The 20258-nt window shown below is 61.9% G+C and carries 26 protein-coding genes and 1 tRNA gene; 23 read left to right on the top strand and 4 right to left on the bottom strand.

Features of this window, described 5'->3' with window-relative positions; genetic code table 11:
• The first annotated feature begins 59 nt into the window (after nt 1–59).
• The 9 genes from glyA (at nt 60) to hppA (ending at nt 7776) form a co-directional block, all read left to right on the top strand.
• A complete protein-coding gene (gene glyA / locus CFE28_09730; protein ID OYU70242.1) occupies nt 60–1355 on the top strand; it encodes a serine hydroxymethyltransferase in 1296 nt (431 codons plus the stop codon).
• A gap of 40 nt (nt 1356–1395) precedes the next feature.
• A complete protein-coding gene (locus CFE28_09725) occupies nt 1396–1869 on the top strand; it encodes a transcriptional regulator NrdR (protein OYU70241.1) in 474 nt (157 codons plus the stop codon).
• Complete coding sequence (locus tag CFE28_09720) at nt 1859–2506, top strand: deaminase (GenBank protein ID OYU70240.1); 648 nt, start codon at nt 1859–1861, stop codon at nt 2504–2506. Before CFE28_09725 ends, CFE28_09720 begins: the two co-directional genes overlap by 11 nt.
• Entirely contained in the window at nt 2507–3097 is a 591-nt protein-coding gene (locus CFE28_09715; GenBank protein ID OYU70239.1) for a riboflavin synthase, read from the top strand. It begins immediately after the preceding gene.
• A gap of 27 nt (nt 3098–3124) precedes the next feature.
• A complete protein-coding gene (locus tag CFE28_09710) occupies nt 3125–3589 on the top strand; it encodes a 6,7-dimethyl-8-ribityllumazine synthase (protein ID OYU70238.1) in 465 nt (154 codons plus the stop codon).
• Nucleotides 3586–4038, top strand: a complete 453-nt coding sequence (locus CFE28_09705) for a N utilization substance protein B (protein ID OYU70237.1) — start codon at nt 3586–3588, stop codon at nt 4036–4038. The genes CFE28_09710 and CFE28_09705 overlap by 4 nt, the downstream gene beginning before the upstream one ends.
• On the top strand, nt 4025–4945 hold the full coding sequence (thiL, locus tag CFE28_09700) for a thiamine-phosphate kinase (GenBank protein OYU71653.1): 921 nt from the start codon (nt 4025–4027) through the stop codon (nt 4943–4945). The genes CFE28_09705 and thiL overlap by 14 nt, the downstream gene beginning before the upstream one ends.
• A gap of 33 nt (nt 4946–4978) precedes the next feature.
• Nucleotides 4979–5452, top strand: a complete 474-nt coding sequence (locus CFE28_09695) for a hypothetical protein (GenBank protein ID OYU70236.1) — start codon at nt 4979–4981, stop codon at nt 5450–5452.
• Nucleotides 5453–5646: 194 nt separating this feature from the next.
• Entirely contained in the window at nt 5647–7776 is a 2130-nt protein-coding gene (gene hppA / locus CFE28_09690) for a sodium-translocating pyrophosphatase (protein ID OYU70235.1), read from the top strand.
• Nucleotides 7777–7865: 89 nt separating this feature from the next.
• On the opposite strand, the gene CFE28_09685 is transcribed toward hppA, so the two are convergent.
• Nucleotides 7866–8354: a cell envelope protein SmpA gene (locus tag CFE28_09685; GenBank protein ID OYU70234.1), complete on the bottom strand. Its 489-nt coding sequence runs from the start codon at nt 8352–8354 to the stop codon at nt 7866–7868.
• A 99-nt stretch (nt 8355–8453) separates the two neighbouring features.
• On the opposite strand from CFE28_09685, the gene CFE28_09680 reads away from it, so the two are divergent.
• The 7 genes from CFE28_09680 (at nt 8454) to CFE28_09650 (ending at nt 12596) form a co-directional block, all read left to right on the top strand.
• Complete coding sequence (locus CFE28_09680; protein ID OYU71652.1) at nt 8454–8984, top strand: ubiquinol-cytochrome C reductase; 531 nt, start codon at nt 8454–8456, stop codon at nt 8982–8984.
• 113 nt (nt 8985–9097) lie between these two features.
• Complete coding sequence (locus CFE28_09675) at nt 9098–9499, top strand: DNA-binding protein (protein OYU71651.1); 402 nt, start codon at nt 9098–9100, stop codon at nt 9497–9499.
• A 76-nt stretch (nt 9500–9575) separates the two neighbouring features.
• Entirely contained in the window at nt 9576–10640 is a 1065-nt protein-coding gene (locus tag CFE28_09670) for a phosphate acyltransferase (protein ID OYU71650.1), read from the top strand.
• A complete protein-coding gene (locus tag CFE28_09665) occupies nt 10609–11613 on the top strand; it encodes a 3-oxoacyl-ACP synthase (protein OYU70233.1) in 1005 nt (334 codons plus the stop codon). The genes CFE28_09670 and CFE28_09665 overlap by 32 nt, the downstream gene beginning before the upstream one ends.
• 85 nt (nt 11614–11698) lie before the next feature.
• A complete protein-coding gene (locus tag CFE28_09660; GenBank protein ID OYU70232.1) occupies nt 11699–12001 on the top strand; it encodes an integration host factor subunit alpha in 303 nt (100 codons plus the stop codon).
• A 12-nt stretch (nt 12002–12013) separates the two neighbouring features.
• Nucleotides 12014–12469: a MerR family transcriptional regulator gene (locus tag CFE28_09655; protein ID OYU70231.1), complete on the top strand. Its 456-nt coding sequence runs from the start codon at nt 12014–12016 to the stop codon at nt 12467–12469.
• Nucleotides 12470–12519: 50 nt separating this feature from the next.
• Nucleotides 12520–12596 (top strand) — tRNA-Pro (locus CFE28_09650).
• A 15-nt stretch (nt 12597–12611) separates the two neighbouring features.
• Here CFE28_09650 and CFE28_09645 read toward each other — a convergent pair.
• Entirely contained in the window at nt 12612–12809 is a 198-nt protein-coding gene (locus tag CFE28_09645; GenBank protein ID OYU70230.1) for a hypothetical protein, read from the bottom strand.
• Between the two features lie 31 nt (nt 12810–12840).
• On the bottom strand, nt 12841–13092 hold the full coding sequence (locus tag CFE28_09640) for a GlsB/YeaQ/YmgE family stress response membrane protein (GenBank protein ID OYU70229.1): 252 nt from the start codon (nt 13090–13092) through the stop codon (nt 12841–12843).
• Between the two features lie 151 nt (nt 13093–13243).
• On the opposite strand from CFE28_09640, the gene CFE28_09635 reads away from it, so the two are divergent.
• The 7 genes from CFE28_09635 (at nt 13244) to CFE28_09605 (ending at nt 18387) form a co-directional block, all read left to right on the top strand.
• The gene (locus tag CFE28_09635; GenBank protein ID OYU70228.1) at nt 13244–14275 is read left to right on the top strand and encodes a heme A synthase; all 1032 of its coding nucleotides are present in this window, start codon (nt 13244–13246) and stop codon (nt 14273–14275) included.
• 169 nt (nt 14276–14444) lie between these two features.
• Nucleotides 14445–14918 carry a 50S ribosomal protein L13 gene (locus CFE28_09630; protein OYU70227.1) on the top strand — a complete coding sequence of 158 codons (474 nt, stop codon included), beginning with the start codon at nt 14445–14447 and terminating at the stop codon, nt 14916–14918.
• A 5-nt stretch (nt 14919–14923) separates the two neighbouring features.
• Entirely contained in the window at nt 14924–15409 is a 486-nt protein-coding gene (locus CFE28_09625) for a 30S ribosomal protein S9 (protein ID OYU70226.1), read from the top strand.
• Between the two features lie 87 nt (nt 15410–15496).
• Nucleotides 15497–16474 carry an N-acetyl-gamma-glutamyl-phosphate reductase gene (argC, locus tag CFE28_09620; protein ID OYU70225.1) on the top strand — a complete coding sequence of 326 codons (978 nt, stop codon included), beginning with the start codon at nt 15497–15499 and terminating at the stop codon, nt 16472–16474.
• A gap of 59 nt (nt 16475–16533) precedes the next feature.
• Nucleotides 16534–16932, top strand: a complete 399-nt coding sequence (locus tag CFE28_09615; protein ID OYU71649.1) for a GNAT family N-acetyltransferase — start codon at nt 16534–16536, stop codon at nt 16930–16932.
• A 30-nt stretch (nt 16933–16962) separates the two neighbouring features.
• Complete coding sequence (gene msrB, locus CFE28_09610; GenBank protein OYU70224.1) at nt 16963–17460, top strand: peptide-methionine (R)-S-oxide reductase; 498 nt, start codon at nt 16963–16965, stop codon at nt 17458–17460.
• A 147-nt stretch (nt 17461–17607) separates the two neighbouring features.
• Entirely contained in the window at nt 17608–18387 is a 780-nt protein-coding gene (locus CFE28_09605) for a hypothetical protein (protein OYU70223.1), read from the top strand.
• On the opposite strand, the gene CFE28_09600 is transcribed toward CFE28_09605, so the two are convergent.
• A complete protein-coding gene (locus CFE28_09600; protein ID OYU71648.1) occupies nt 18377–20134 on the bottom strand; it encodes a class I poly(R)-hydroxyalkanoic acid synthase in 1758 nt (585 codons plus the stop codon). The genes CFE28_09605 and CFE28_09600 overlap by 11 nt on opposite strands.
• Nucleotides 20135–20258 lie beyond the last annotated feature (124 nt).

Genomic DNA, 20258 nt, shown 5'->3' with positions numbered 1-20258 from the left:
TCTGAGATGGGTTTAGACACCCGCTCAGAGCGCTCCCCGATTCTCGAAAGATCCCCCGCATGACCACTCAGGCTGCAACCGCCAATGTTTCCGACGCCTTCTTTGGCTCGGGAGTTGAAGACACTGACCGTGATATCTTCGATGTGCTGAAGCGCGAGAAACAGCGTCAGCAGGACCAGATCGAACTGATCGCCTCCGAGAACATCGTGTCCCAGGCGGTGCTTGAGGTTCAGGGGTCCATCCTGACCAACAAGTATGCGGAAGGCTATCCGGGCAAACGCTATTACGGCGGCTGCGAAGTGGTGGACGTGGCGGAGGAAATCGCCATTGAACGCGCCAAGCGGCTGTTCGGCTGTGAGTTCGCCAATGTGCAGCCCCACTCGGGCAGCCAGGCCAACCAGGCGGTCTTCATGGCGACCATGAAGCCTGGTGACACCTTCATGGGTATGGATCTGGCGGCCGGGGGGCACCTGACCCACGGCAAGAGCGTCAATCAGTCTGGCAAGTGGTTCCGCCCTGTCGCCTACGCCGTACGCGCCCAGGACCACCTGATCGACTATGATCAGGCCGCCGAGGTCGCCCTGGCCGAAAAGCCCAAGGTGATCATCGCCGGGGGGTCAGCCTATTCCCGGCACATCGATTTCGGTCGCTTCCGTGAGATCGCCGACAGCGTTGACGCCCTGCTCATGGTCGACATCGCCCACTATGCGGGCCTGGTCGCCGGCGGCGAGTATCCCAATCCCTTCCCCCATGCCCATGTGGTGACCACGACGACCCACAAGACCCTGCGGGGTCCCCGTGGGGGCTTGATCCTGACCAATGACAAGAAGCTGGCCAAGAAGATCGACAGCGCCGTCTTCCCGGGTCTGCAGGGCGGTCCGCTCATGCATGTCATCGCCGCCAAGGCCGTGGCCTTTGGCGAAGCCCTGCGTCCGGAGTTCAAGGTCTATGCCCGGCAGGTCATAGACAATGCCCGCGCTCTGGCTGAAAGCCTGCAGAAGGTTGGGTTCAAGATCGTCTCCAACGGAACTGACAGCCACCTCATGCTGGTGGACCTGACGCCCAAGGAGGTTTCAGGGGCCGATGCGGAAATCGCCCTCGAGCGGGCCGGCATCACCACCAACAAGAACGGCATTCCCTTCGACCCGCTTCCTCCCATGCAGACCTCGGGTCTTCGGGTGGGCACGCCAGCCGGCACGACCCGCGGCTTCGGCACGGCGGAATTCGTTCAGGTCGGCAAGTGGATCGGTGAAGTTCTGGACGGTGTCGCCGCAGGTGGCGACAACTCCACCGTCGAGGCCAAGGTGCGTTCCGAGGTCGCCGCCTTGACGAAACGCTTCCCGATCTACAGCTAATCCCTCTAATAGGGTTCCGATTGGCCGAGAGGGCTAGATAATGCGCTGCCCATTCTGTGGCCACGCCGAAAGTCAGGTGAAGGATAGCCGCCCGTCGGAAGACGGCGCGGCCATCCGTCGTCGTCGCAGCTGTCCGGAATGTGGCGGCCGGTTCACGACCTTCGAGCGGGTCCAGTTACGCGAACTGACCATACTGAAGCGCTCCGGTCGCAGGACGCCTTTCGAGCGTGACAAGCTGGCCAGATCCATTGCGATCGCCACCCGCAAACGGCCCATCGAGCCAGATCGTATCGAACGGATGATTTCGATCATCGTCCGCCAGCTGGAAAGCCTGGGTGAAACCGAATTGCCGTCGTCCGTGGTGGGCGAAATGGTCATGAAGCAGCTGAAGGCCCTCGATGACGTAGCCTATGTCCGCTACGCGTCGGTCTATCGGGACTTCCGTGAGGCCGGTGAGTTCGCCACTTTCCTCGGACAGGAAGGGCTGAACGAAGGCGGCGAGGATGAGCACTAGTCGGCTGACCCTCAAGCTGGCGACCTCGCTGGACGGACGGATCGCTACAGCCTCCGGAGAAAGTCGCTGGATCACGGGGCCTGACGCCCGGAGCGTTGTTCACAGGCTCAGGGCTGAACATGACGCTGTCCTGGTCGGCATAGAGACCGCCCTGGCAGACGACCCCGAACTTACGGTCAGGCTGGAGGGGTTTTCCGGCAGGCAGCCGGCAAGGGTTGTTCTGGACTCCCGGCAGCGTCTGCCGGTGACGTCGAAACTGGCCCTGACCGCAAAGGAAGTTCAGACAATCATTTTGTCCGGCACTCCACCCAAGCCTGAGTTGCTGGACCTGGGCCTGGTCGTTTTGCAGGTGGGAGAGCATGGTCGACCTGCGACCCGCGACGTGGTTTCAGCCTTGGCGGGGCAGGGGTTGCATGCCCTTTTCCTGGAGGGTGGCGGGCAGATTGCGGCCAGCTTCCTGGCGGAAGATCTGATTGATCGCGTGGAATGGTTTCGGGCGCCCATCCTGCTCGGGCAGGATGGAAGATCAGCCCTAGGCGCACTTGCGCTTGCAAATCTGGCGTCGGCGCCGCGTTTTCGGCGCACAAGCCTTGAACTCCTGGGTGACGACGCCTGGGAGCGGTATGAGAGGATCTAGATGTTTACCGGGATCGTGACAGACGTTGGACGGGTTCGCGCCGTCGCCGAGACCAACCGGGATGTCCGGTTCGAGATCGAGACCTCCTATGATGTGGACACCCTGGATATCGGAGCCTCGGTCAGTCATTCGGGATGCTGTCTGACGATTGTCGACAAGGCGGCCGGCTGGTTTGCTGTCGAGGTTTCGAATGAAACCCTGTCCCTTACGACCTTGGCGGACTGGCAGGTCGGGCGCCCGGTTAACCTCGAGCGGGCGGCGAAGGTTGGCGACGAACTGGGCGGGCACATCGTGTCAGGCCACGTGGACGGGGTCGGAGAAGTGGTCTCGATCGCCAGTGAAGGCGGATCCCACAGGGTGCAGATCCGGGCGCCGAGGCCTCTGCATCGGTATATTGCGGCCAAGGGATCCATTGCCATGGACGGCGTTTCCCTGACCGTGAACTCAATCGAAGATGACGTTTTCGGGGTGAATCTCATCCCGCATACCTGGGACGTGACGACACTGGGTAGGCTTGCCGTCGGATCCAGGGTGAATCTCGAGATCGACATGCTTGCACGCTATCTCGCGCGTTGGCGCGAAACCGCCTAAAGCAGCGCTTCCAACAGGATCTGAACTATGCTTGCCGACAAGACCCGCATCCTCATCATCGAGGCGCGCTTCTACGACCATCTGGCCGACGAACTGCTCAAGGGTGCGCAGGACATGCTGAAGGCGCACGATGCCGACTTCGATGTTGTGACCGTTCCTGGGGCCCTGGAGATTCCAGCGGCCATCGCTTTTGCGGAAGAGGGCGGCCATCGGCCGGCTGGCGTGCGATATGATGGCTATGTGGCGCTCGGTACGATCATTCGTGGCGAAACCTATCACTTCGAGGTGGTCTCCAATGAGAGCGCCAGGGCCATAATGGACCTGGCGATCATGAGACGGCTCTGTATCGGAAATGGAATTCTGACGGTTGAGAACGAAGCGCAGGCCCTGGCTCGGGCCCGCTCCAGTGAATTGGACAAGGGAGGCGGAGCCGCCAAGGCGGCCCTCGAAATGATCACCATACGCAAGCGACTGCTTGGGCATATCCGATGAGCAGCAAACAGGCACGATCCGTGGCCAGGTTGGCCGCCGTGCAGGCCCTCTATCAGATGGAGGTTTCTGGTGTCGGGGTTGAGGCTGTCATCCGTGAGTTTTCGGAACACCGCTTTGACCGGGTGATGGAGGGCGAGGACAGCCCATCCATGGCGGCGGCGGACGAGATCTTCTTCGCCGAAGTTGTTCGTGGTGTGGTGGAGCACCAGCGCGACATTGACGCCACCATCGTAAAGCGCCTGGCCTCCGGTTGGCGGTTGGAGCGACTGGACGCAACCGTACGGGCCATCCTCCGGTCGGGAGCCTTTGAGCTGACCTATCGTTCCGACGTGCCGTCGGAAGTCGTTCTTGATGAGTACGTCGAGCTGGCGAAGTCCTTTTTCGAGGGACCGGAACCTGGCTTCGTGAATGGCGCGCTGGACGGCGTGGCTCAGGATGTCCGGGCCTGAGGAAGCGCCCGACGAGTTCAGCCAGATTGCTGAACTCTTCCGGCCTCTGACCCGGGGCGCGCCGGGGGCGCTTGGGCTCCTGGACGACGCGGCGGTGATTCCCTCCCGGCCCGGCTGGGATCTGGTGGTCACCAAGGACGCCATGGTCTGTGGCGTTCATTTCAGGCCTGACGAGGATCCGGAGCAGATAGCCCAACGGCTGATGAGAGCCAATCTCTCAGACCTGGCCGCAAAGGCCGCTGAACCCTTCGGCTACTTTCTCATGACGGCCTGGTCAGGGGACTTCGGCTGGGAAAAGCGCCAGGCTTTTGCCCACGGTCTTGCCCGTGACGGCGAGCTTTTCAATGTAAGCCTGTTGGGCGGCGATACGGTCGCAACTCCAGGGCCTCTGACCCTCTCGATGACGGCCCTTGGATGGGTCCCCGCCGGCCAGATGGTGCGGCGTGATTCGGCGCAGATCGGTGACCTGGTGGTTGTAAGCGGCCCGATTGGCGACGGCTGGCTGGATTGGGGGCTGGGGCAGGGCCCCCATATCCCGGTTCCGCGACTGGATCTTCGCGAGAAACTCCGCGGGTTTGCAACCTCTTCGGCGGACATATCGGATGGACTGATTGCGGACGCAGGGCATCTGGCGAAGGCGAGCGGTCACGGAATGCGCCTGGATCTGGCCAGGATGCCACTTTCTCCCCAAGGGTTTGCATGGACAGAGGCGCAGCCGGATGCAGCGCTTGCGCGACTGCGACTTGCAACGGCCGGAGATGACTATCAGCTGGTCTGCACGGTCGGGCCGGCTGATGCGGGCCGGCTGGGCCTGACCATCATCGGTGAAGTCACCGAGGAAGGGTTTGAGGTCCTGGTGGAGGATCGGCGAATGGAGGCGGGGTCCGGAGGATGGACCCATTCCTGACCCCGGCAAGAAAGCTGAAACCAAATCAGGGGCATGAATCAGTTCATGAAACTCCTGTCTGTTCTGACTGCCGCCCTGCTCCTTGCGACCTCAGCGCAAGCCTCTGGAAAGGGTAAGGAAAAGGAAGAAAAGACCGAGGTCGGGCAGTATGTCGACCTGGCGCCCGTCGCCATGCCTATCGTCGCTGACGGTCGGCTGGTGAATTATGCCTTCACCTATGTCCGCATCAATCTGAACAAGGGCGCCAATCCTGAGAAAATGAAGGCCAAGGAGCCTTACTTCCGGGATGCCATGGTTCGCTTGGGCGCACGCACCCCCTTCACCAGCAAGAAAGACTATCTGACCATCGACGAGCCCCGGCTGATCGCCGCCATGTTCGCCGAGGCCACGCGCATTGCAGGGCCTGGTATGGTCAAGAGCGTCATCGTGCAGTCCCAGACGCCGAAAAAGCACATGGGACTTCCCAGAATGGCCGACGCGAGAGGCAGTTCCGAGATCCGTCCCTGAGATTGGTTTTCGCCTGATTCACGTCAGACGTTGCATGGGGCCGTCAGGTTTGGCAGTTTCCCCCCGTCTTTATGAGGCCCCTCGTTCGCGGGAGGGTCACAATGAGGGGAAACCATGGGGTTGGGAATGAATGGACGGGCGCAATCTTGTCGCCGTCGCCCAGCCTCGCGCAGTCTTGAAGGGGCGACCTATCTATGAATCCTGAGCTTTTGCTGGCGATCGTCGCCGGCGCACTGGCGGTGCTTTACGGCGTCGTACAGACAGCATCGCTGATGCGGGCCTCGCCCGGCAATGCGCGTATGCAAGAAATCGCCGCCGCCATTCAGGAAGGCGCACAGGCCTATCTGAACAAGCAGTACACCGCCATCGGCATTGTCGGCGTGGTGATCCTGGTGGCCCTGGCCTTCTTCCTGGGAACACTGCCCGCCATCGGCTTCGCCACGGGTGCGATCCTTTCGGGTGCAGCCGGCTTTGTGGGCATGCTCATTTCGGTGCGCGCCAATGTCCGCACTGCGCAGGGCGCATCCGAGAGCCTGGCCCGCGGCCTGTCCCTGGCCTTCCGCTCTGGCGCCATTACCGGCATGCTGGTTGCAGGTTTCGCCCTGCTTGGCGTTGCCGGTTACTATGCCATCCTGACTGGCCCGCTTGGCCTGGCCATCACCAGCCGTGAAGTGCAGGACTCCATGGTCTGCCTGGGCTTTGGCGCCTCGCTGATCTCGATCTTCGCCCGTCTGGGCGGCGGCATCTTCACCAAGGGCGCCGACGTCGGCGGCGACATGGTGGGCAAGGTTGAAGCCGGTATTCCGGAAGATGACCCCCGCAATGCGGCGACCATCGCCGACAATGTCGGCGACAATGTCGGCGACTGCGCCGGCATGGCCGCTGACCTGTTCGAAACCTATGCGGTGACCACGGTCGCCACCATGGTCCTGGCCGCCATCTTCTTCCGCGACAACGCGGAAATCGTCGCCAACATGATGGTCCTTCCGCTGGCCATCTGCGCCATCTGCATCGTCACCTCGATCATCGGCACCTTCGCCGTGCGTCTGGGCAAGTCGCAGAACATCATGGGCGCCCTCTATCAGGGCCTGATCGTCACCGGCGTCCTGTCGGTAGGCGCGCTGTACTATGTGATCCACAAGCTGGTCACCACCACCGTCACGGTCGGCGACAAGTCCTTCAATGCTGACAGCCTGTTCTATTGCGGCGTGGCCGGTCTGGTCGTCACCGCCCTGATCGTGGTCATCACCGAATACTACACCGGCACGGGCTTCCGTCCTGTGAAGTCGGTGGCCAAGGCCAGCGTCTCCGGTCACGGCACCAACGTCATTCAGGGTCTCGCCATGAGCCTTGAGTCCACGGCGGCGCCGGCCCTCGTGATCATCGTTGGCATCATCGTGACCTACGGCCTGGCGGGCCTGTTCGGCATCGCCATCGCCACCACCTCCATGCTGTCCCTGGCCGGCTTCATCGTCGCCCTGGACGCCTTCGGCCCCGTCACCGACAACGCTGGCGGCATTGCTGAAATGGCCGGCCTTCCTCCCGAAGTCCGCGTCACCACCGACGCCCTGGACGCCGTCGGCAACACCACCAAGGCCGTGACCAAGGGCTACGCCATCGGTTCGGCTGGTCTGGGCGCCCTGGTGCTCTTCGCCGCCTATACCGAAGACCTGAAGTTCTTCGCCGCCACCGCGGCGCCGGGCTCCTTCTTCTCGGGCCTGGGCACGGTCGCGTTTGACCTTTCCAACCCCTATGTCGTGGTCGGTCTGCTGTTCGGCGGTCTTCTGCCCTTCCTGTTCGGCGGCATGTCGATGACCGCCGTGGGACGCGCTGCTGAAGCCGTGGTTGAGGAAGTCCGTCGTCAGTTCCGCGAAAACCCGGGCATCATGACCGGCGAAGTGAAGCCGGAATATGGTCGCGCCGTCAGCATCCTGACGTCCGCCGCCATCCGCGAAATGATCGTGCCATCCCTGCTGCCGGTCGTTTCTCCGGTTGTCCTGTTCTTTGCGATCAACCAGATCGCCGGCAAGGCCAATGGCTTTGCGTCCCTGGGCGCCATGCTCATGGGCGTGATCGTCACCGGCCTGTTCGTCGCCATCTCGATGACGTCGGGCGGCGGCGCCTGGGACAACGCCAAGAAGCTGATCGAAGAAGGTCACTACGGCGGAAAGGGCTCTGAGGCTCACAAGGCCGCCGTCACCGGCGACACTGTCGGCGACCCCTACAAGGACACGGCGGGCCCCGCCGTGAACCCGATGATCAAGATCACCAACATTGTGGCCCTGCTGCTGCTGGCGATCCTGGCTCATGCCTCGGCCGCCTAGGTCAGGCCTGAACTGAAAACAGAGACGCCCCGGAGATCACTCTCCGGGGCGTTTTCATTTGGTGGGCGGGCTTCAGAGGCTTTGAGCGCCTAGCGCCGATCTCCGGGACGATTGCCTGGAGCGCCTTCATCCTGGTTCGGCAACAGACCGCCACCGCGGCCGACCGTGCCAAGGAGCTGCTCCAGAACCGTAAGTTCACGACCCCGGGTCGGGGTTTCCCGACCGTTGAAGGCGATCAGCTTGCCGTCCTTGAGGCTGTACTGGTTTACGGTCTCGACCAGTTCGCTGTCCTTGTTGAACTTGATGGCTGTGACGTCCCGGCGGGTCGTGACCGGCCTCTGGAAGGCCACCGTCTGTTTGATCTGGTCAATGTAGAACCAGACATTGGGATCGAAGGTCGATGTGGCGGACGGTGAGCCCAGCCGCACTCTGACGGAGGTCTTTGTGTCGACGCCCGCCTTTACATCCTTGGGATTGGCTTCAATCGCCTGGAACCCGGAATAGGTCGTGATGGGCGCGCAACCGGCGGCGCCCAGAAGGCTCAATGCGAGTACGGAAGCGGCGGCGCGTCGGAACATGGGTGACCTGTTCAATTTTCCTGGGCTTTGACCTATCGCTCGCAGGCCCTTACTGCAATGCCGCCCTTAGAATCCTCTGAGGGCGAAAACGAGGCCATCATGCTTTTGGATCGCATTTTCCGACCAAAACCAGCTGTTGTTGCGGGTCGAGCGCTTTATGCAGCCTGCGTCGAGCAATCACGAACGCCTGTGATCTACGAAGCCCTGGCTGTTCCCGATTCGGTCGAGGGCCGCTTTGAGGTCTACACCTTGCACGTCGTGCTCATCCTGGATCGGCTGGTGAATCAGGGCCCTGAAGCCACCCGGATTTCGCAGGCCCTGTTCGACGCCTATGTGCAGGCGCTTGATGACGCCCTGCGCGAAATGGGTGTCGGCGACCTGTCAGTGGGCAAGAAGATGCGTCGCCTCGGCGAGGCCTTTTTCGGTCGCGTGAAGAACTATCACGCGGCGCTTGCCGGGCTTCCGGAAACCGGGGATCTGCGGGCCCTGGTCAAACGCACGGTCTATGCAGAGGTTGAGACTCCGCCTCTGGATGACCTGATCGAATACATTCTGAAGCAGAAATCCGGCCTTGCCGGCCAATCGGTCGAGGACCTTGGTAAGGGCGTTGTCGGGTGGGCGGCCCCGTGACCTGGACGTCGACCATCCGGCTTTCTGACCTTGCCCGAGGGGTGCAGAGTCTCTCACTTCAGCCACCGGAAGCCACCCTGGCTGAATGGGCCAGGACCCTTGGTTTGCTATCAATGCCAGAGCTTGAAGCCCGCATTACCGTCCGGTCTTGGCTTGACGGCGCCGAGCTGACAGGGCGGTTCCACGGCAGGGTGGAGCAGGTCTGCGGGGTCAGTCTTGATCCCTTCGTTCAGCCTGTCGATGGAGAGGTCGAGCTGAGGGTGGTGCCGCAGGGCAGCCCCAATACGCCTATCGAAACCCTGGCTGGAGAAGTTGATCTCGATCCGGAGGCTCCGGATCCGCCGGATGTTCTGGCAGGTGATACGATTGATCTCGCCCATGTCCTGTTCGAGCATCTGGCTTTGGCGATTGATCCGTTTCCACGAAAGCCGGACGCCGTCTTCGATTATGCCGCGCCAACAGCTGACCTTTCGCCGTTTTCCGTTCTGAAGCAGCTGAAGGAAAAGGATCAATGATGGTCCAGCAGTTTGCATGTTCAGCTTCGCCCTGTATCCTGATCGCCAGCACGACAACGGGGATGGACTCAATTTCGTGACGCGATCCCTGGTAATTTCCATTGACGCCATGGGCGGCGACCATGGGCCGTCAACGACGATTCCCGGACTGGCCCTGGCTGTCCAGAAGTCCAAGGACAGTCTGACCTTCATCATCCACGGCGACGAGGCCCTGATCGGCCCGGAACTGGCGCGTCATCCCGAGCTGGCCGGGCGTTTTGAGGTGCGGCACACCGACAAGGTTATCGCCTCGGACGAAAAGCCTGCAAATGCGGTGCGACGCGGACGCGGCGCCTCAATGTGGAATGCGGTCGAGTCCGTGAAAACCGGTGAGGCCAATGCCGCTGTGTCCTGCGGCAATACAGGTGGCCTGATGGCCATTTCCCGTCTCATCCTGCGTATGAGCGTGGATGTTGAACGGCCGCCTCTGGTGGTCTCCTGGCCGGGCCGCAAGGGTGTTTCAACCGTCCTGGACGCCGGAGCGAACATCGACTGCGATGCTGAAAGACTGGTCGAGTTCGCCATCATGGGTGAAGCCTTCCATCGGGCTGCCCACGGTGTGGCCCGACCGACGGTCGGAATCCTCAATGTGGGCTCCGAAGACGTAAAGGGCCACGAAGAGGTCCGGCTCGCCCACGCCATTCTGAAAAGCGGCAAGTTCGATATCGATTATCACGGCTTCGTGGAAGGCGATGACCTCTCAAAGAACACGGTAGACGTGGTCGTTACCGACGGCTTCACAGGCAATGTCGCCCTCAAGACAGCTGAGGGCACGGCGAGCTATATCGTCGAGGAACTGAGGACAGCGCTTACCTCCTCGCTTGGCGCAAAACTCGGCGCCCTGCTCGCCAGGCCTGCCTTGCGGATTTTCCGGGACAAGATGAACCCTCCGCCAGCCGCGCCACTCCTTGGCCTCAATGGGCTGGTTGTAAAGTGCCATGGCGGCGCGGACGCCCGTGATTTTGGCCAGTCCATCGGGCTGGCGATAGATCTGGCCAAGAGCGATTTCGCTGCCGAAATCGAGCGTAATATGACCCGCCTGACAGCGGCCATGGAGGCCGCGCCGGCAGATGCGGTCGAGGAGTCGTCAGGTGACGCGTAAGGTTCTGAGAAGCGTTGTCACAGGCGTCGGCGCCTATCTCCCGAAGGAGATCGTCACCAATGACGATCTTTCAAAGGTCGTTGATACGACCGACGCCTGGATTGTCGAACGCACCGGCATTCGTCAGCGGCACCGGGCGGCGCCTGATCAGGGGGTTTCCGATCTTGCCGTAGAGGCCGCCCGCAAGGCCCTTGAGGCGGCCGGGCGCAGTCCTGAGGATGTTGACCTCATCATTGTCGGCACGACCACACCTGACCTCACCTTCCCGGCGGTGGCCACCATGGTTCAGCGCAAGCTGGGCTGTCCGGTCGGCATCGCCTTTGATGTCCAGGCTGTTTGCTCGGGGTTTGTCTATGCCCTGTCCACCGCCGACGGCTTTGTCGCCCGTGGCCGTTCAAAGTGCGCGCTGGTGATCGGCGCAGAGACCATGACCCGCCTTATGGACTGGACCGACCGGGGGACCTGCGTCCTGTTCGGTGATGGCGCTGGCGCGGTTGTTCTGGAGCCCCAGGAAGGGCAGGGCGATGTTTCCGACAGGGGACTGCTGGGTTTTGCCCTGCGGGCTGATGGAACCAAGCAGGACCTACTCTATGTGGATGGCGGTGTCTCCACCAATGGTCAGGTTGGCCACCTGCGCATGCAGGGCAATCAGGTCTTCCGGCACGCGGTCGTCAATATCTCAGAGGCCGTGGTTGCAGCGGCGGCTGATGCCGGTGTTCAGGTCTCGGACGTCGACTGGTTCATTCCCCATCAGGCCAATCAGCGTATTCTCGAAGGCGTTGCAAAGCGCCTCGGGATTGCTGAGGCTAAGGTGATTTCCACCGTCGCAATACACGCCAATACGTCTGCAGCTTCGATTCCCCTCGCTCTGGCCCACGGCATTGCCGACGGACGGATCAAGACAGGAGACCTGGTTCTTCTTGAGGCCATGGGCGGCGGACTGACCTGGGGCGCCTGCGTGGTTCGCCTCTAATTCATCAAGGGATGGTCAGAAGTCTTTGACCTGATGCGACAATCAGTCCATCAGTGCGATTGAACTCGGGCTAAAAGGGACTGTGATGAAGGGCGCGACAGTTACGCGAGCTGACCTGTGTGAAGCCGTTCACGAAGAGGTCGGCCTCACACGACAGGATTCCGCCGAGCTGGTTGAACGCACGCTCGAGCTTGCCGCCCAGGCCCTTGAGCGCGGCGAGCAGGTGAAGCTTTCCGGCTTTGGTGTCTTTCAGGTCCGCGCAAAGCGGGCCCGCATGGGCCGTAATCCCAAAACCGGTGAACCGGCGGCCATCGAACCGCGCCGGGTGATCGGCTTCCGAGCCTCCCAGGTCATGAAGGCGCGGGTGGATCGCGCCTTGGCCAAATAGGTCCAGAGGCAGTTGGCCAAGGGCCCCGACGCCTTTCGCACCATTTCGGAAGCGGCCGATGAGGTTGGCGTGCCGCAGCACGTGCTGCGGTTCTGGGAGACCAGGTTTTCATTCATTCGCCCGATGAAGCGGGCAGGGGGGCGGCGCTTCTATCGTCCCCAGGATGTGGCTGTCCTGCAGGCGCTCAAGGCCCGGCTGCACGATGACAAGCTGACCATCAAGGATGTCCAGAAGCTCTACAAGGACGAGGGGCTGGAGCGGGTGCTCCGGCAAGCTCCAGTGGAATCGATCTCGCCCGACCTAGTCGAAGTGCCTGTGCTCGAGGTGTTCCACCAGCCCGAAGCCGCCGATCCCCATCGGATTACGCGCCTGGGCGTGGAGTCGGAAATGCGCCTTCGGCTTACTCTGACGGGTCTTTTGGCCACAAAGCAGCGGCTGGACGACATCTTGAAGCGCCCCGCCACCTGAAATCACTTGCCCAAGCCGGGCAAGCCGTTAGAAGGGCCGCTCGCCGATGTCGGAGCGTAGCGCAGCCTGGTAGCGCACTTGACTGGGGGTCAAGGGGTCGCAGGTTCAAATCCTGTCGCTCCGACCATCGGCGAATTCCCCCTCAGCGTCCGCGGTTCATCCAGCTGATCAGCGGCAGGACCGGCAGGCCCCAGGCCATGCCTGTGATGGCGAAATAGATCAGTTTGATCGAGGTCTGGTCAGGAAGATATTCGGAAATGGCCGTGACCGCCCACACATAGGCGCCGATGAAGACCAGCATGCCAAAGCTGCCGATGAGTTTGCGAAGTCGAGCGTTCATCGGTTCGATATAGGCGCTTGCACCTGCCCCGTCATCTTCTGCGGTGCAGGAGCACGAACAGGGCCAGGATCAGGATTGATCCTGTTGTCGCCAGAGCCAGGGAGCCAATTGCACCCGGGAGGCGCAGATCAAGCAGCCTGGCAAGACCTGCGCCACAGACTGCGCCAAGGAATCCCAGACAAAGACAAGCCCAGAGGCTGAGCCTGCGATCAACAATATGCCGTGCTAGCCAGCCGGCGATGAGTCCGGTCGCCAGGATGCTGAAGGGGCCATCGCCGGTCAAAATGCTATTACTCCAACGGTGGGGCCCTTGTAGCAGACGATCGGGAAAGTATGTGCGGGCCTCAACGCAATCGTGGACGCGCCTGGTGATCTCGACTAGACCCGCGCAATGATTTTCGGGCTTTGTCCCGCGTTCTGGTGCGTGTTTGCCCATGACTTCTTTTCTGCGTTCAGATCGGTCGACCGCGGTCTCTGCCTGGCTGTTTGCAGTGGCAGCCCTCGTACTGGCCATGGTGGTTGTCGGAGGCGCGACCCGTCTGACCGACTCGGGCCTTTCCATTACCCAGTGGCGTCCGGTGACCGGTTCAATCCCGCCTCTGAACGCTGAGGACTGGGCAAGCGAATTCGCCAAGTACAAGCAGATCCCACAATACGTTCAGTTGAACCGGGGCATGTCCCTGGAAGCCTTCAAGACAATCTACTGGTGGGAATGGTCCCACCGCCTGCTTGGCCGTTTGGTCGGTCTGGCGTTCGGCCTGCCATTGATCTGGTTTCTGGTGCGTCGGGAAATTCCCCGGCGGTTGATCTGGCGCTGCGTCGTGCTTTTGATTCTGGGCGGCATGCAGGGCCTTGTCGGTTGGTGGATGGTCGCCAGCGGATTGACCGAAAGGGTGTCTGTGGCGCCCGAGCGCCTGATGACCCATCTTGGTCTTGCCTTCATCCTGCTGGGCGCCTTGGTCTGGACAGCTCTCGAGGCCGCAGCCGGTGCGTCCAGGGTCGATGTTCCCAGTCCCTGGCGGCGAGGCGCCCTGATCCTTCTGGGCATGGTCTATGTGCAGATACTGCTGGGCGCCCTGGTCGCCGGAAATGATGCAGGCCTGGTCTACAATGACTGGCCGCTCATGAATGGACGCCTGTTCCCTGCGGACTATGCCGGCGCTGACCTCTGGCGGACGATTGCGCACAGTCAGGCGGCCGTCCAACTTCACCACAGGCTGGGCGCCTATATCCTGTTTGTGGTCGCCGCGATCTCTGGGTGGCAGGCGCTCAGGTCCGCCTATCTGCCGTCCGGGGCGAGAATGCTTGGGGTCGCGGTTGCCCTTGGCGTTCTGTTGCAGGCGGTGCTTGGTGTTATCACCTTGATGGCCAGGGTCCCCGTGTCATTGGGCATGCTGCATCAGGTGGCGGCGGCGATTGTTCTTGGGCTTGCAACAGCTTTTGCCTGGCGTGTCCGGAGACTCTAGCAGGTGAGTTTAAAAGTGGTATTGGAATACCTATATCCTAAAACCCTTATGCCATAAGGCTTTTTCGCGTTTTCCGGCGCAACTTGTGTTGACAGTGCATTGGGCATGACGTACTTGCCCGGCCTCTCGTCGCGGGCGTCGCCTGCGAACTAACCTACGGATTGCTCCCATGATGAAGACGACGGCTTCCCTGAAGCCCGCCGACGTCGAGAAGAAGTGGATTGTGATCGACGCTGAGAACGCCGTGGTCGGCCGTCTTGCGTCTTTCATCGCCATGCGTCTTCGCGGCAAGCATCGGCCCGACTACACCCCGAATGTTGACTGCGGCGACTTCGTCGTTGTGCTGAACGCCGACAAGGTGAAGTTCACCGGCAAGAAGCTGACCGACAAGGTCTACTACTGGCACACCGGTCACCCGGGCGGCATCAAGGAGCGTACGGCTGACAAGATCCTCGGCGGCAAGTTCCCCGAGCGGATCCTGGAAAAGGCTGTCGAACGCATGCTGCCCAAGGAAAGCCCCCTGGCGCGCAAGCAGATGACCCACCTGCGCATCTACAGCACTTCTGAGCATCCTCATGAAGCGCAGAACCCCGAGACCATCGCCTTCGCGTCCCTGAACTCGAAGAACGTGCGGAGCAAGTAAGACAGATGACCGACGCTCCCGCTCCCACCGGTTTCGACGCTCTGCAGAGCATGTCGTCCAACCCGCAACCCGACGCCGTCGTCCATGTCCGCAAGGTCGACGCCCAGGGCCGTTCCTACGCCACCGGCAAGCGCAAGAATGCGATCGCCAAGGTCTGGATCAAGCCTGGCAAGGGTCAGATCACCATCAATGGCCGCGACCAGACGATCTACTTCGCCCGTCCGGTGCTGCGCATGATGATCGCCCAGCCCCTCGAAGTGACCGATCGTCTCGGCCAGTTCGACGTGGTCGTGTCTGTCCAGGGCTCCGGCCTCTCGGGTCAGGCCGGCGCGATCCGCCACGGCCTGTCCAAGGCTCTGACCTATTTCGAACCTGAACTGCGTCCGGTTCTGAAGCCCCACGGCTTCCTGACCCGCGACAGCCGGGTTGTTGAGCGGAAGAAGTACGGCAAGGCCAAGGCCCGCCGCAGCTTCCAGTTCTCGAAGCGCTAAAGCCGCGCGAGATTTCGTGCAGGACAGGGGCGCTTCGGGAAACCGAGGCGCCCTTTTTCTTTTGCGGTCGATTTTGAGGATCAGACCATGACCCACAAGGTGTTCATTGACGGCGAGGCCGGAACGACGGGCCTGCAGATACGTGACCGTCTGGCTGGTCGCCCTGACCTCGATATTCTCTCCATTGATCCTGCGAGGCGCAAGGATCCGGAGGCCAGGGCCGAGCTGCTGAACGCGGCTGACGCGGTCGTGCTTTGCCTTCCTGATGCTGCGTCAAAGGAAGCGGTCAGTCTGATCACCTCCAGCAAGGTCAGGGTTATCGACGCCTCAACCGCCTATCGGGTTGCGTCTGGCTGGACCTATGGCTTCCCCGAGATGGACGCCGATCAACGGGCTGCGATCCGCGCCTCGACCCGTGTCAGCAATCCCGGCTGCTATCCGACAGGCTTCATCGCCCTGATGCGGCCCCTGGTGACAGCCGGTCTGATCCCCGAAGACTATCCTGTGACCGTCAACGCCATTTCCGGCTATTCAGGGGGCGGCAAGGGCCTGATTGAGGAATTCGAAGGCGAACCGACATCAGGGACCCGGGACGCTTTCCGACCTTATGGGCTTACCCTGGTGCACAAGCACCTCGCAGAAATGCAGACCTATTCCGGCATTTCCCATTCGCCCGTCTTCGCACCGTCCGTAGGGCGCTTCGCCCAGGGAATGATTGTGGAGGTTCCACTCCACCTCTGGGCGCTGACCGACAAACCCAAGCCGGGGGACCTGCGCGACATCCTTGCGAAGGCCTATGATCGGGAGGCTTTTGTTTCAGTCGCCGGGGCAGCGGAATGTGAACGCCTGCAGCAGGCCAGGGCCGGGGCGGGGGGGTACGTCAGTGAACTCGACCCCGAAGCCTTGCGGGACACTAACCGGATGAACCTCTACGTTTTCGGCAATGTCGAGCGGCAGCAGGCCCGCCTGGTGGCCGTGCTGGACAATCTGGGCAAGGGCGCCTCTGGCGCGGCCGTCCAGAACCTGAACCTCATGCTCGGCCTGCGGGAGGGCGAGGGGCTTTGAGCTTGCGACTGGCCCGGCCGGAGGATGCAGGGGCTATCGCCCGGGTTCATCGCTCCGCCATGCGCGTTTCCCTGAGTTTTCTTCCCGAGCTGCACACCGCCGAAGAGGATCTCTGGTTCATGCAGAACCGGTTCATGGTGACCAATGAGGTCTGGGTGGCAGAGCATGCCGGCGAGGTCGTCGGCTATATCGGTTTCCACGAGGGCTGGATCGACCACCTCTATATCGACCCAGATCATCAAGGGCATGGTCTGGGGCCAGCCCTGCTGGACAAGGCTCTGGAAGATGGCGGCGAGCGTCGTCTCTGGACCTTTCAGCAGAACCTGCGCGCCAGGGCCTTTTACGAGAAGCGGGGCTTCCAGCCCGAGACCTTCACGGATGGGTCGGACAACGAGGAAAAGACCCCGGACGTCCTCTATTACCGGCAGGCTTCTGATCCGACGCCAAAGGTCTTGTAACTTCAGACGGCAGCAGGCGTAGTCATGGGTATGGAATCCTCAACGCACCTGAACCGCCGCCATCTTCTGGCCAGCGCCTTTGCAATCGGCGCTTCCTTCACTCCTGTGGTAGCCCTTGCCGCTGACGCCTATGCTTCGTCGCTCTGGCGGAAGCTTTCGGATGCCGAATGGAAGAAGCGGCTCGCGCCCGCCGCCTACAGGGTCCTTCGGCATGAAGATACCGAGCGGCCGGGGTCGAGCCCGCTGCTCAACGAACACCGCAAGGGCGTTTTCGCCTGTCAGGGCTGTGACCTGCCGCTTTTCAAGTCCGAGACAAAGTATGACAGCGGCACAGGCTGGCCCAGCTTCTTCATGTCGATCAAGGGCGCCCTGGCCACCAAAACGGACTTCGCCATCGGCATTCCAAGGACCGAATACCACTGCGCACGTTGTCTGGGACATCACGGGCACCTGTTCGACGACGGTCCCCGGCCGACAGGTCAGCGGTTTTGCAGCAACGGCGCCGCCCTGAAGTTCATTCCTGCCTGATTGCCCTGAAAGCCCGGCCTGACTAGGGTCCGCTCGAAACGGCCACGGGGGTGCATGGTGGGTAGGTTGAATTGGGCTTGGGTGGCAGGATTGCTCCTGGCCTTGTGCGCCTGCGCCCCACAGGTTGCAGATCTTGACGCCGACCGTATGGGGCGGACCACGATTGACGCGATCCAGCGGGCGGACTGGCCGGCCATCGACCGGAGCCTGGCCCCTGCTTTCTTTGCCGACCCGGCCCATGCTGGCCGCATTGAGGAAGCCAGGTCGGTATTTCCGGCAGATCCCCCCTGGTCGATCAAGCTGATTTCGTCGGACAAGACAGTCGCCAAAGCGCGCTGGGACCGCTCCAACCTGAGCTATCTCTATACCTTCCCCACGAAGCGGGTGGTCATTGACCTGCAGGTCGAGCAACGGGGCTGGCGCAGGGTCTATGACCCCATCCGGGGTCGCCCAATGCTGCCGGACAAGGTTGAATTGTCGGAACCCCCCAAAGCCGAAGAAGGCGTCAGGCCCTACAAGGTCGGCAAGGTTTTCAAGCTGGTCTCGATCACGGCCATTGAGGTGACGCCCGAAGATGACGCGCAGGCCAGCTTCTTCGGGCCGGCGAAGTCGACGGGACAATGGGCCTTCTTCGCCGCCACCCTTGCGACTCCGGCCTTCATGTTTGCGGCCATGCTGCAGGCCTTGCGTGCGCGACGACTGCCCTGGCGCCTGCTCTGGATGCTGGGCGCCTTTGTCGGGGCCGGTTCTGTCTGGATGGACTGGAGGCTGGGTTCAATAAGGATCGTGACTGATCAGCTGACCCTGTTCGGCTTTGGATTTGAGCGGGGCCCATCCCCCCTGTCACCCTGGATGGTACACACCACGGCGCCGATCGGCGCCCTGGCGGTATTCCTTCGTCTGCTGGTATTCAAACCTAGGACGTGACCTTCACATAGGATCCAGGTGCGTCCTCAAGGGGCTGGAGGGGGCCCTTGGCCGGATCCCGGGCGGCGACCATTCCGCCGGAGCGCTCCTGCAGCCAGGCTGCCCAGTGCGGCCACCAGGAACCCGGGGTTTCGACGGCGTCCGCCATCCACGCTTCGACCGTGACCGGCAGGTCAGAGTTGGTCCAGTGCTGGTACTTCTTCGCCACAGGCGCATTGATGACGCCGGCTATGTGGCCTGACCCGGAGAGGGTGAAGGTGACCGGGCCGCCGAACAGCCGCGCTCCGCGATAGACGGAGCGGGCAGGGGCGATGTGGTCTTCTTTCGATGACTGCACATAGACCGGGGTCTTGACGGTGGAGAGATCAAGCTTGACCCCATCCATAACCAGTTCGCCCTTGGCCAGTGCGTTCTCGCCATAGAACTTGCGCAGATAGAACAGGTGCAGGGCCTTGGGCATGCGGGTCTGGTCGGAATTCCAGAACAGCAGGTCGAAGGGTTTGGGCTCCTTGCCCATCAGGTAGTTGTTGACGAAGAAGGACCAGATCAGGTCGTTCGAACGCAGGATGTTGAAGGTGTCGGCCATGGACTGGCCGCGCAGGACCCCACCCTCGGCGTCCATCATCTGTTCCAGATCCTTCAGCCATTCCTCATTGGTGAAGAGCAGGAGATCGCCGGCTTCCGAAAAGTCCTGCTGGGCGGCGAAGAAGGTCGCTGACTGTATGCGCTTGTCGCCCTTTGCTTCCATGTGAGCCAGGGTCGAGGCCAGCAGGGTTCCGCCAATGCAGTAGCCGACCGTGTTCACCCGATCGACGCCAGCCTGCTTCATGGCTGCTGCAGTGCCTTCGTAAATGCCCTGGCGCATGTAGTCTTCAAAGGTCTTGGCGGCGAGGGCCTTGTCCGGGTTGACCCAGGACGCGACGAAAACCGTGATCCCCTGATCAGTCAGCCACCTGATCATCGAGTTCTCGGGTCGCAGGTCCAGAATGTAGAATTTGTTGATCCAGGGCGGGAAGATCACCAGCGGGATCTCGTAGACCTGCTCGGTTGTCGGGGTGAATTGCAGGAGCTGGATGATCTCGTTCTGGAAGATCACCTTGCCCGGGGCTGTGGCGACGTTTTCGCCGATCTTGAACATGTCGTAGTCGGTCTGGCTGATGGCAAGCTGGCCACCGCCTCTGGACAGGTCTTCTGCGAAATTCTCCATGCCCTTGAGCAGGCTCTCGCCACGGCTGGAAATGGCTTCCCGCAGGGCGGCGGGATTGGAGACCAGGAAGTTGGACGGTGCGAAGGCGTCGGTGAGCATCTTCATGAAGAACTCGACCCGACGCTTGGTCATGGGCTCCACGTCATCCACGTCAGACACCAGGGCGTTCAGCCAGTTCGACGTGACCAGATAGGACTGCTTGATCACGTCAAAGACGGGATTCTCGCTCCAGTCGGGGTCGAGGAACCGCTTGTCGCCCTTGGCCGGCTCGACCACGGGCGACACGGTCTCGCCCGACGCCCGGCGGGCCGCTGATTGCCAGAGCTCCATGTATTTCTGGAAAAGGTCGGCCTGGGCGCGGACCAGCCGCTCTGGCTGCGCGGACAGCCGACCCATGACGTCGGTGAGGGCCGAGCTTACATGGAAGGGGTCAGCGGACAGGGCGGACGGGCGCTCTGCCTGTCGCAGGGCGGCTTCGGCGATGGCGCCCTGGGCCGTCACCGCGGCCCTGGCGAGGTTGGCGGACAGCTTTTCGACAATCTCCAACTGCTCTGCCGTGAGGCGCTGAGGATCAAAAGCGTTTGCGGCCCCCGGCTTCGGACCTGAAGCCTGTCCGGCTTCGACTTCCGGGGCTGCAGGGGCTTCGGTTTTTGGCGCCTTCACC

The sequence above is a fragment of the Alphaproteobacteria bacterium PA2 genome (assembly GCA_002256425.1).
GTDB lineage: Bacteria > Pseudomonadota > Alphaproteobacteria > Caulobacterales > Caulobacteraceae > Phenylobacterium.
The sequence above is the reverse complement of the archived record's forward strand: the minus strand, read 5'-3'. Positions and strand labels throughout refer to the sequence as shown.

Coding starts and splice junctions, on each gene's coding strand:
- CFE28_09630 (OYU70227.1), top strand. CDS start 14,445: ATGATGAAGACGACGGCTTCCCTGAAGCCCGCCGACGTCGAGAAGAAG.
- msrB (OYU70224.1), top strand. CDS start 16,963: ATGGAATCCTCAACGCACCTGAACCGCCGCCATCTTCTGGCCAGCGCC.
- CFE28_09715 (OYU70239.1), top strand. CDS start 2,507: ATGTTTACCGGGATCGTGACAGACGTTGGACGGGTTCGCGCCGTCGCC.
- CFE28_09645 (OYU70230.1), bottom strand. CDS start 12,809: ATGAACGCTCGACTTCGCAAACTCATCGGCAGCTTTGGCATGCTGGTC.
- CFE28_09625 (OYU70226.1), top strand. CDS start 14,924: ATGACCGACGCTCCCGCTCCCACCGGTTTCGACGCTCTGCAGAGCATG.
- CFE28_09680 (OYU71652.1), top strand. CDS start 8,454: ATGCTTTTGGATCGCATTTTCCGACCAAAACCAGCTGTTGTTGCGGGT.
- CFE28_09705 (OYU70237.1), top strand. CDS start 3,586: ATGAGCAGCAAACAGGCACGATCCGTGGCCAGGTTGGCCGCCGTGCAG.
- CFE28_09695 (OYU70236.1), top strand. CDS start 4,979: ATGAATCAGTTCATGAAACTCCTGTCTGTTCTGACTGCCGCCCTGCTC.
- CFE28_09665 (OYU70233.1), top strand. CDS start 10,609: ATGCGGTCGAGGAGTCGTCAGGTGACGCGTAAGGTTCTGAGAAGCGTT.
- CFE28_09660 (OYU70232.1), top strand. CDS start 11,699: ATGAAGGGCGCGACAGTTACGCGAGCTGACCTGTGTGAAGCCGTTCAC.
- CFE28_09725 (OYU70241.1), top strand. CDS start 1,396: ATGCGCTGCCCATTCTGTGGCCACGCCGAAAGTCAGGTGAAGGATAGC.
- argC (OYU70225.1), top strand. CDS start 15,497: ATGACCCACAAGGTGTTCATTGACGGCGAGGCCGGAACGACGGGCCTG.
- CFE28_09675 (OYU71651.1), top strand. CDS start 9,098: ATGCCAGAGCTTGAAGCCCGCATTACCGTCCGGTCTTGGCTTGACGGC.
- CFE28_09615 (OYU71649.1), top strand. CDS start 16,534: ATGCGCGTTTCCCTGAGTTTTCTTCCCGAGCTGCACACCGCCGAAGAG.
- glyA (OYU70242.1), top strand. CDS start 60: ATGACCACTCAGGCTGCAACCGCCAATGTTTCCGACGCCTTCTTTGGC.
- thiL (OYU71653.1), top strand. CDS start 4,025: ATGTCCGGGCCTGAGGAAGCGCCCGACGAGTTCAGCCAGATTGCTGAA.
- hppA (OYU70235.1), top strand. CDS start 5,647: ATGAATCCTGAGCTTTTGCTGGCGATCGTCGCCGGCGCACTGGCGGTG.
- CFE28_09605 (OYU70223.1), top strand. CDS start 17,608: ATGGGGCGGACCACGATTGACGCGATCCAGCGGGCGGACTGGCCGGCC.
- CFE28_09635 (OYU70228.1), top strand. CDS start 13,244: ATGACTTCTTTTCTGCGTTCAGATCGGTCGACCGCGGTCTCTGCCTGG.
- CFE28_09720 (OYU70240.1), top strand. CDS start 1,859: ATGAGCACTAGTCGGCTGACCCTCAAGCTGGCGACCTCGCTGGACGGA.
- CFE28_09710 (OYU70238.1), top strand. CDS start 3,125: ATGCTTGCCGACAAGACCCGCATCCTCATCATCGAGGCGCGCTTCTAC.
- CFE28_09685 (OYU70234.1), bottom strand. CDS start 8,354: ATGTTCCGACGCGCCGCCGCTTCCGTACTCGCATTGAGCCTTCTGGGC.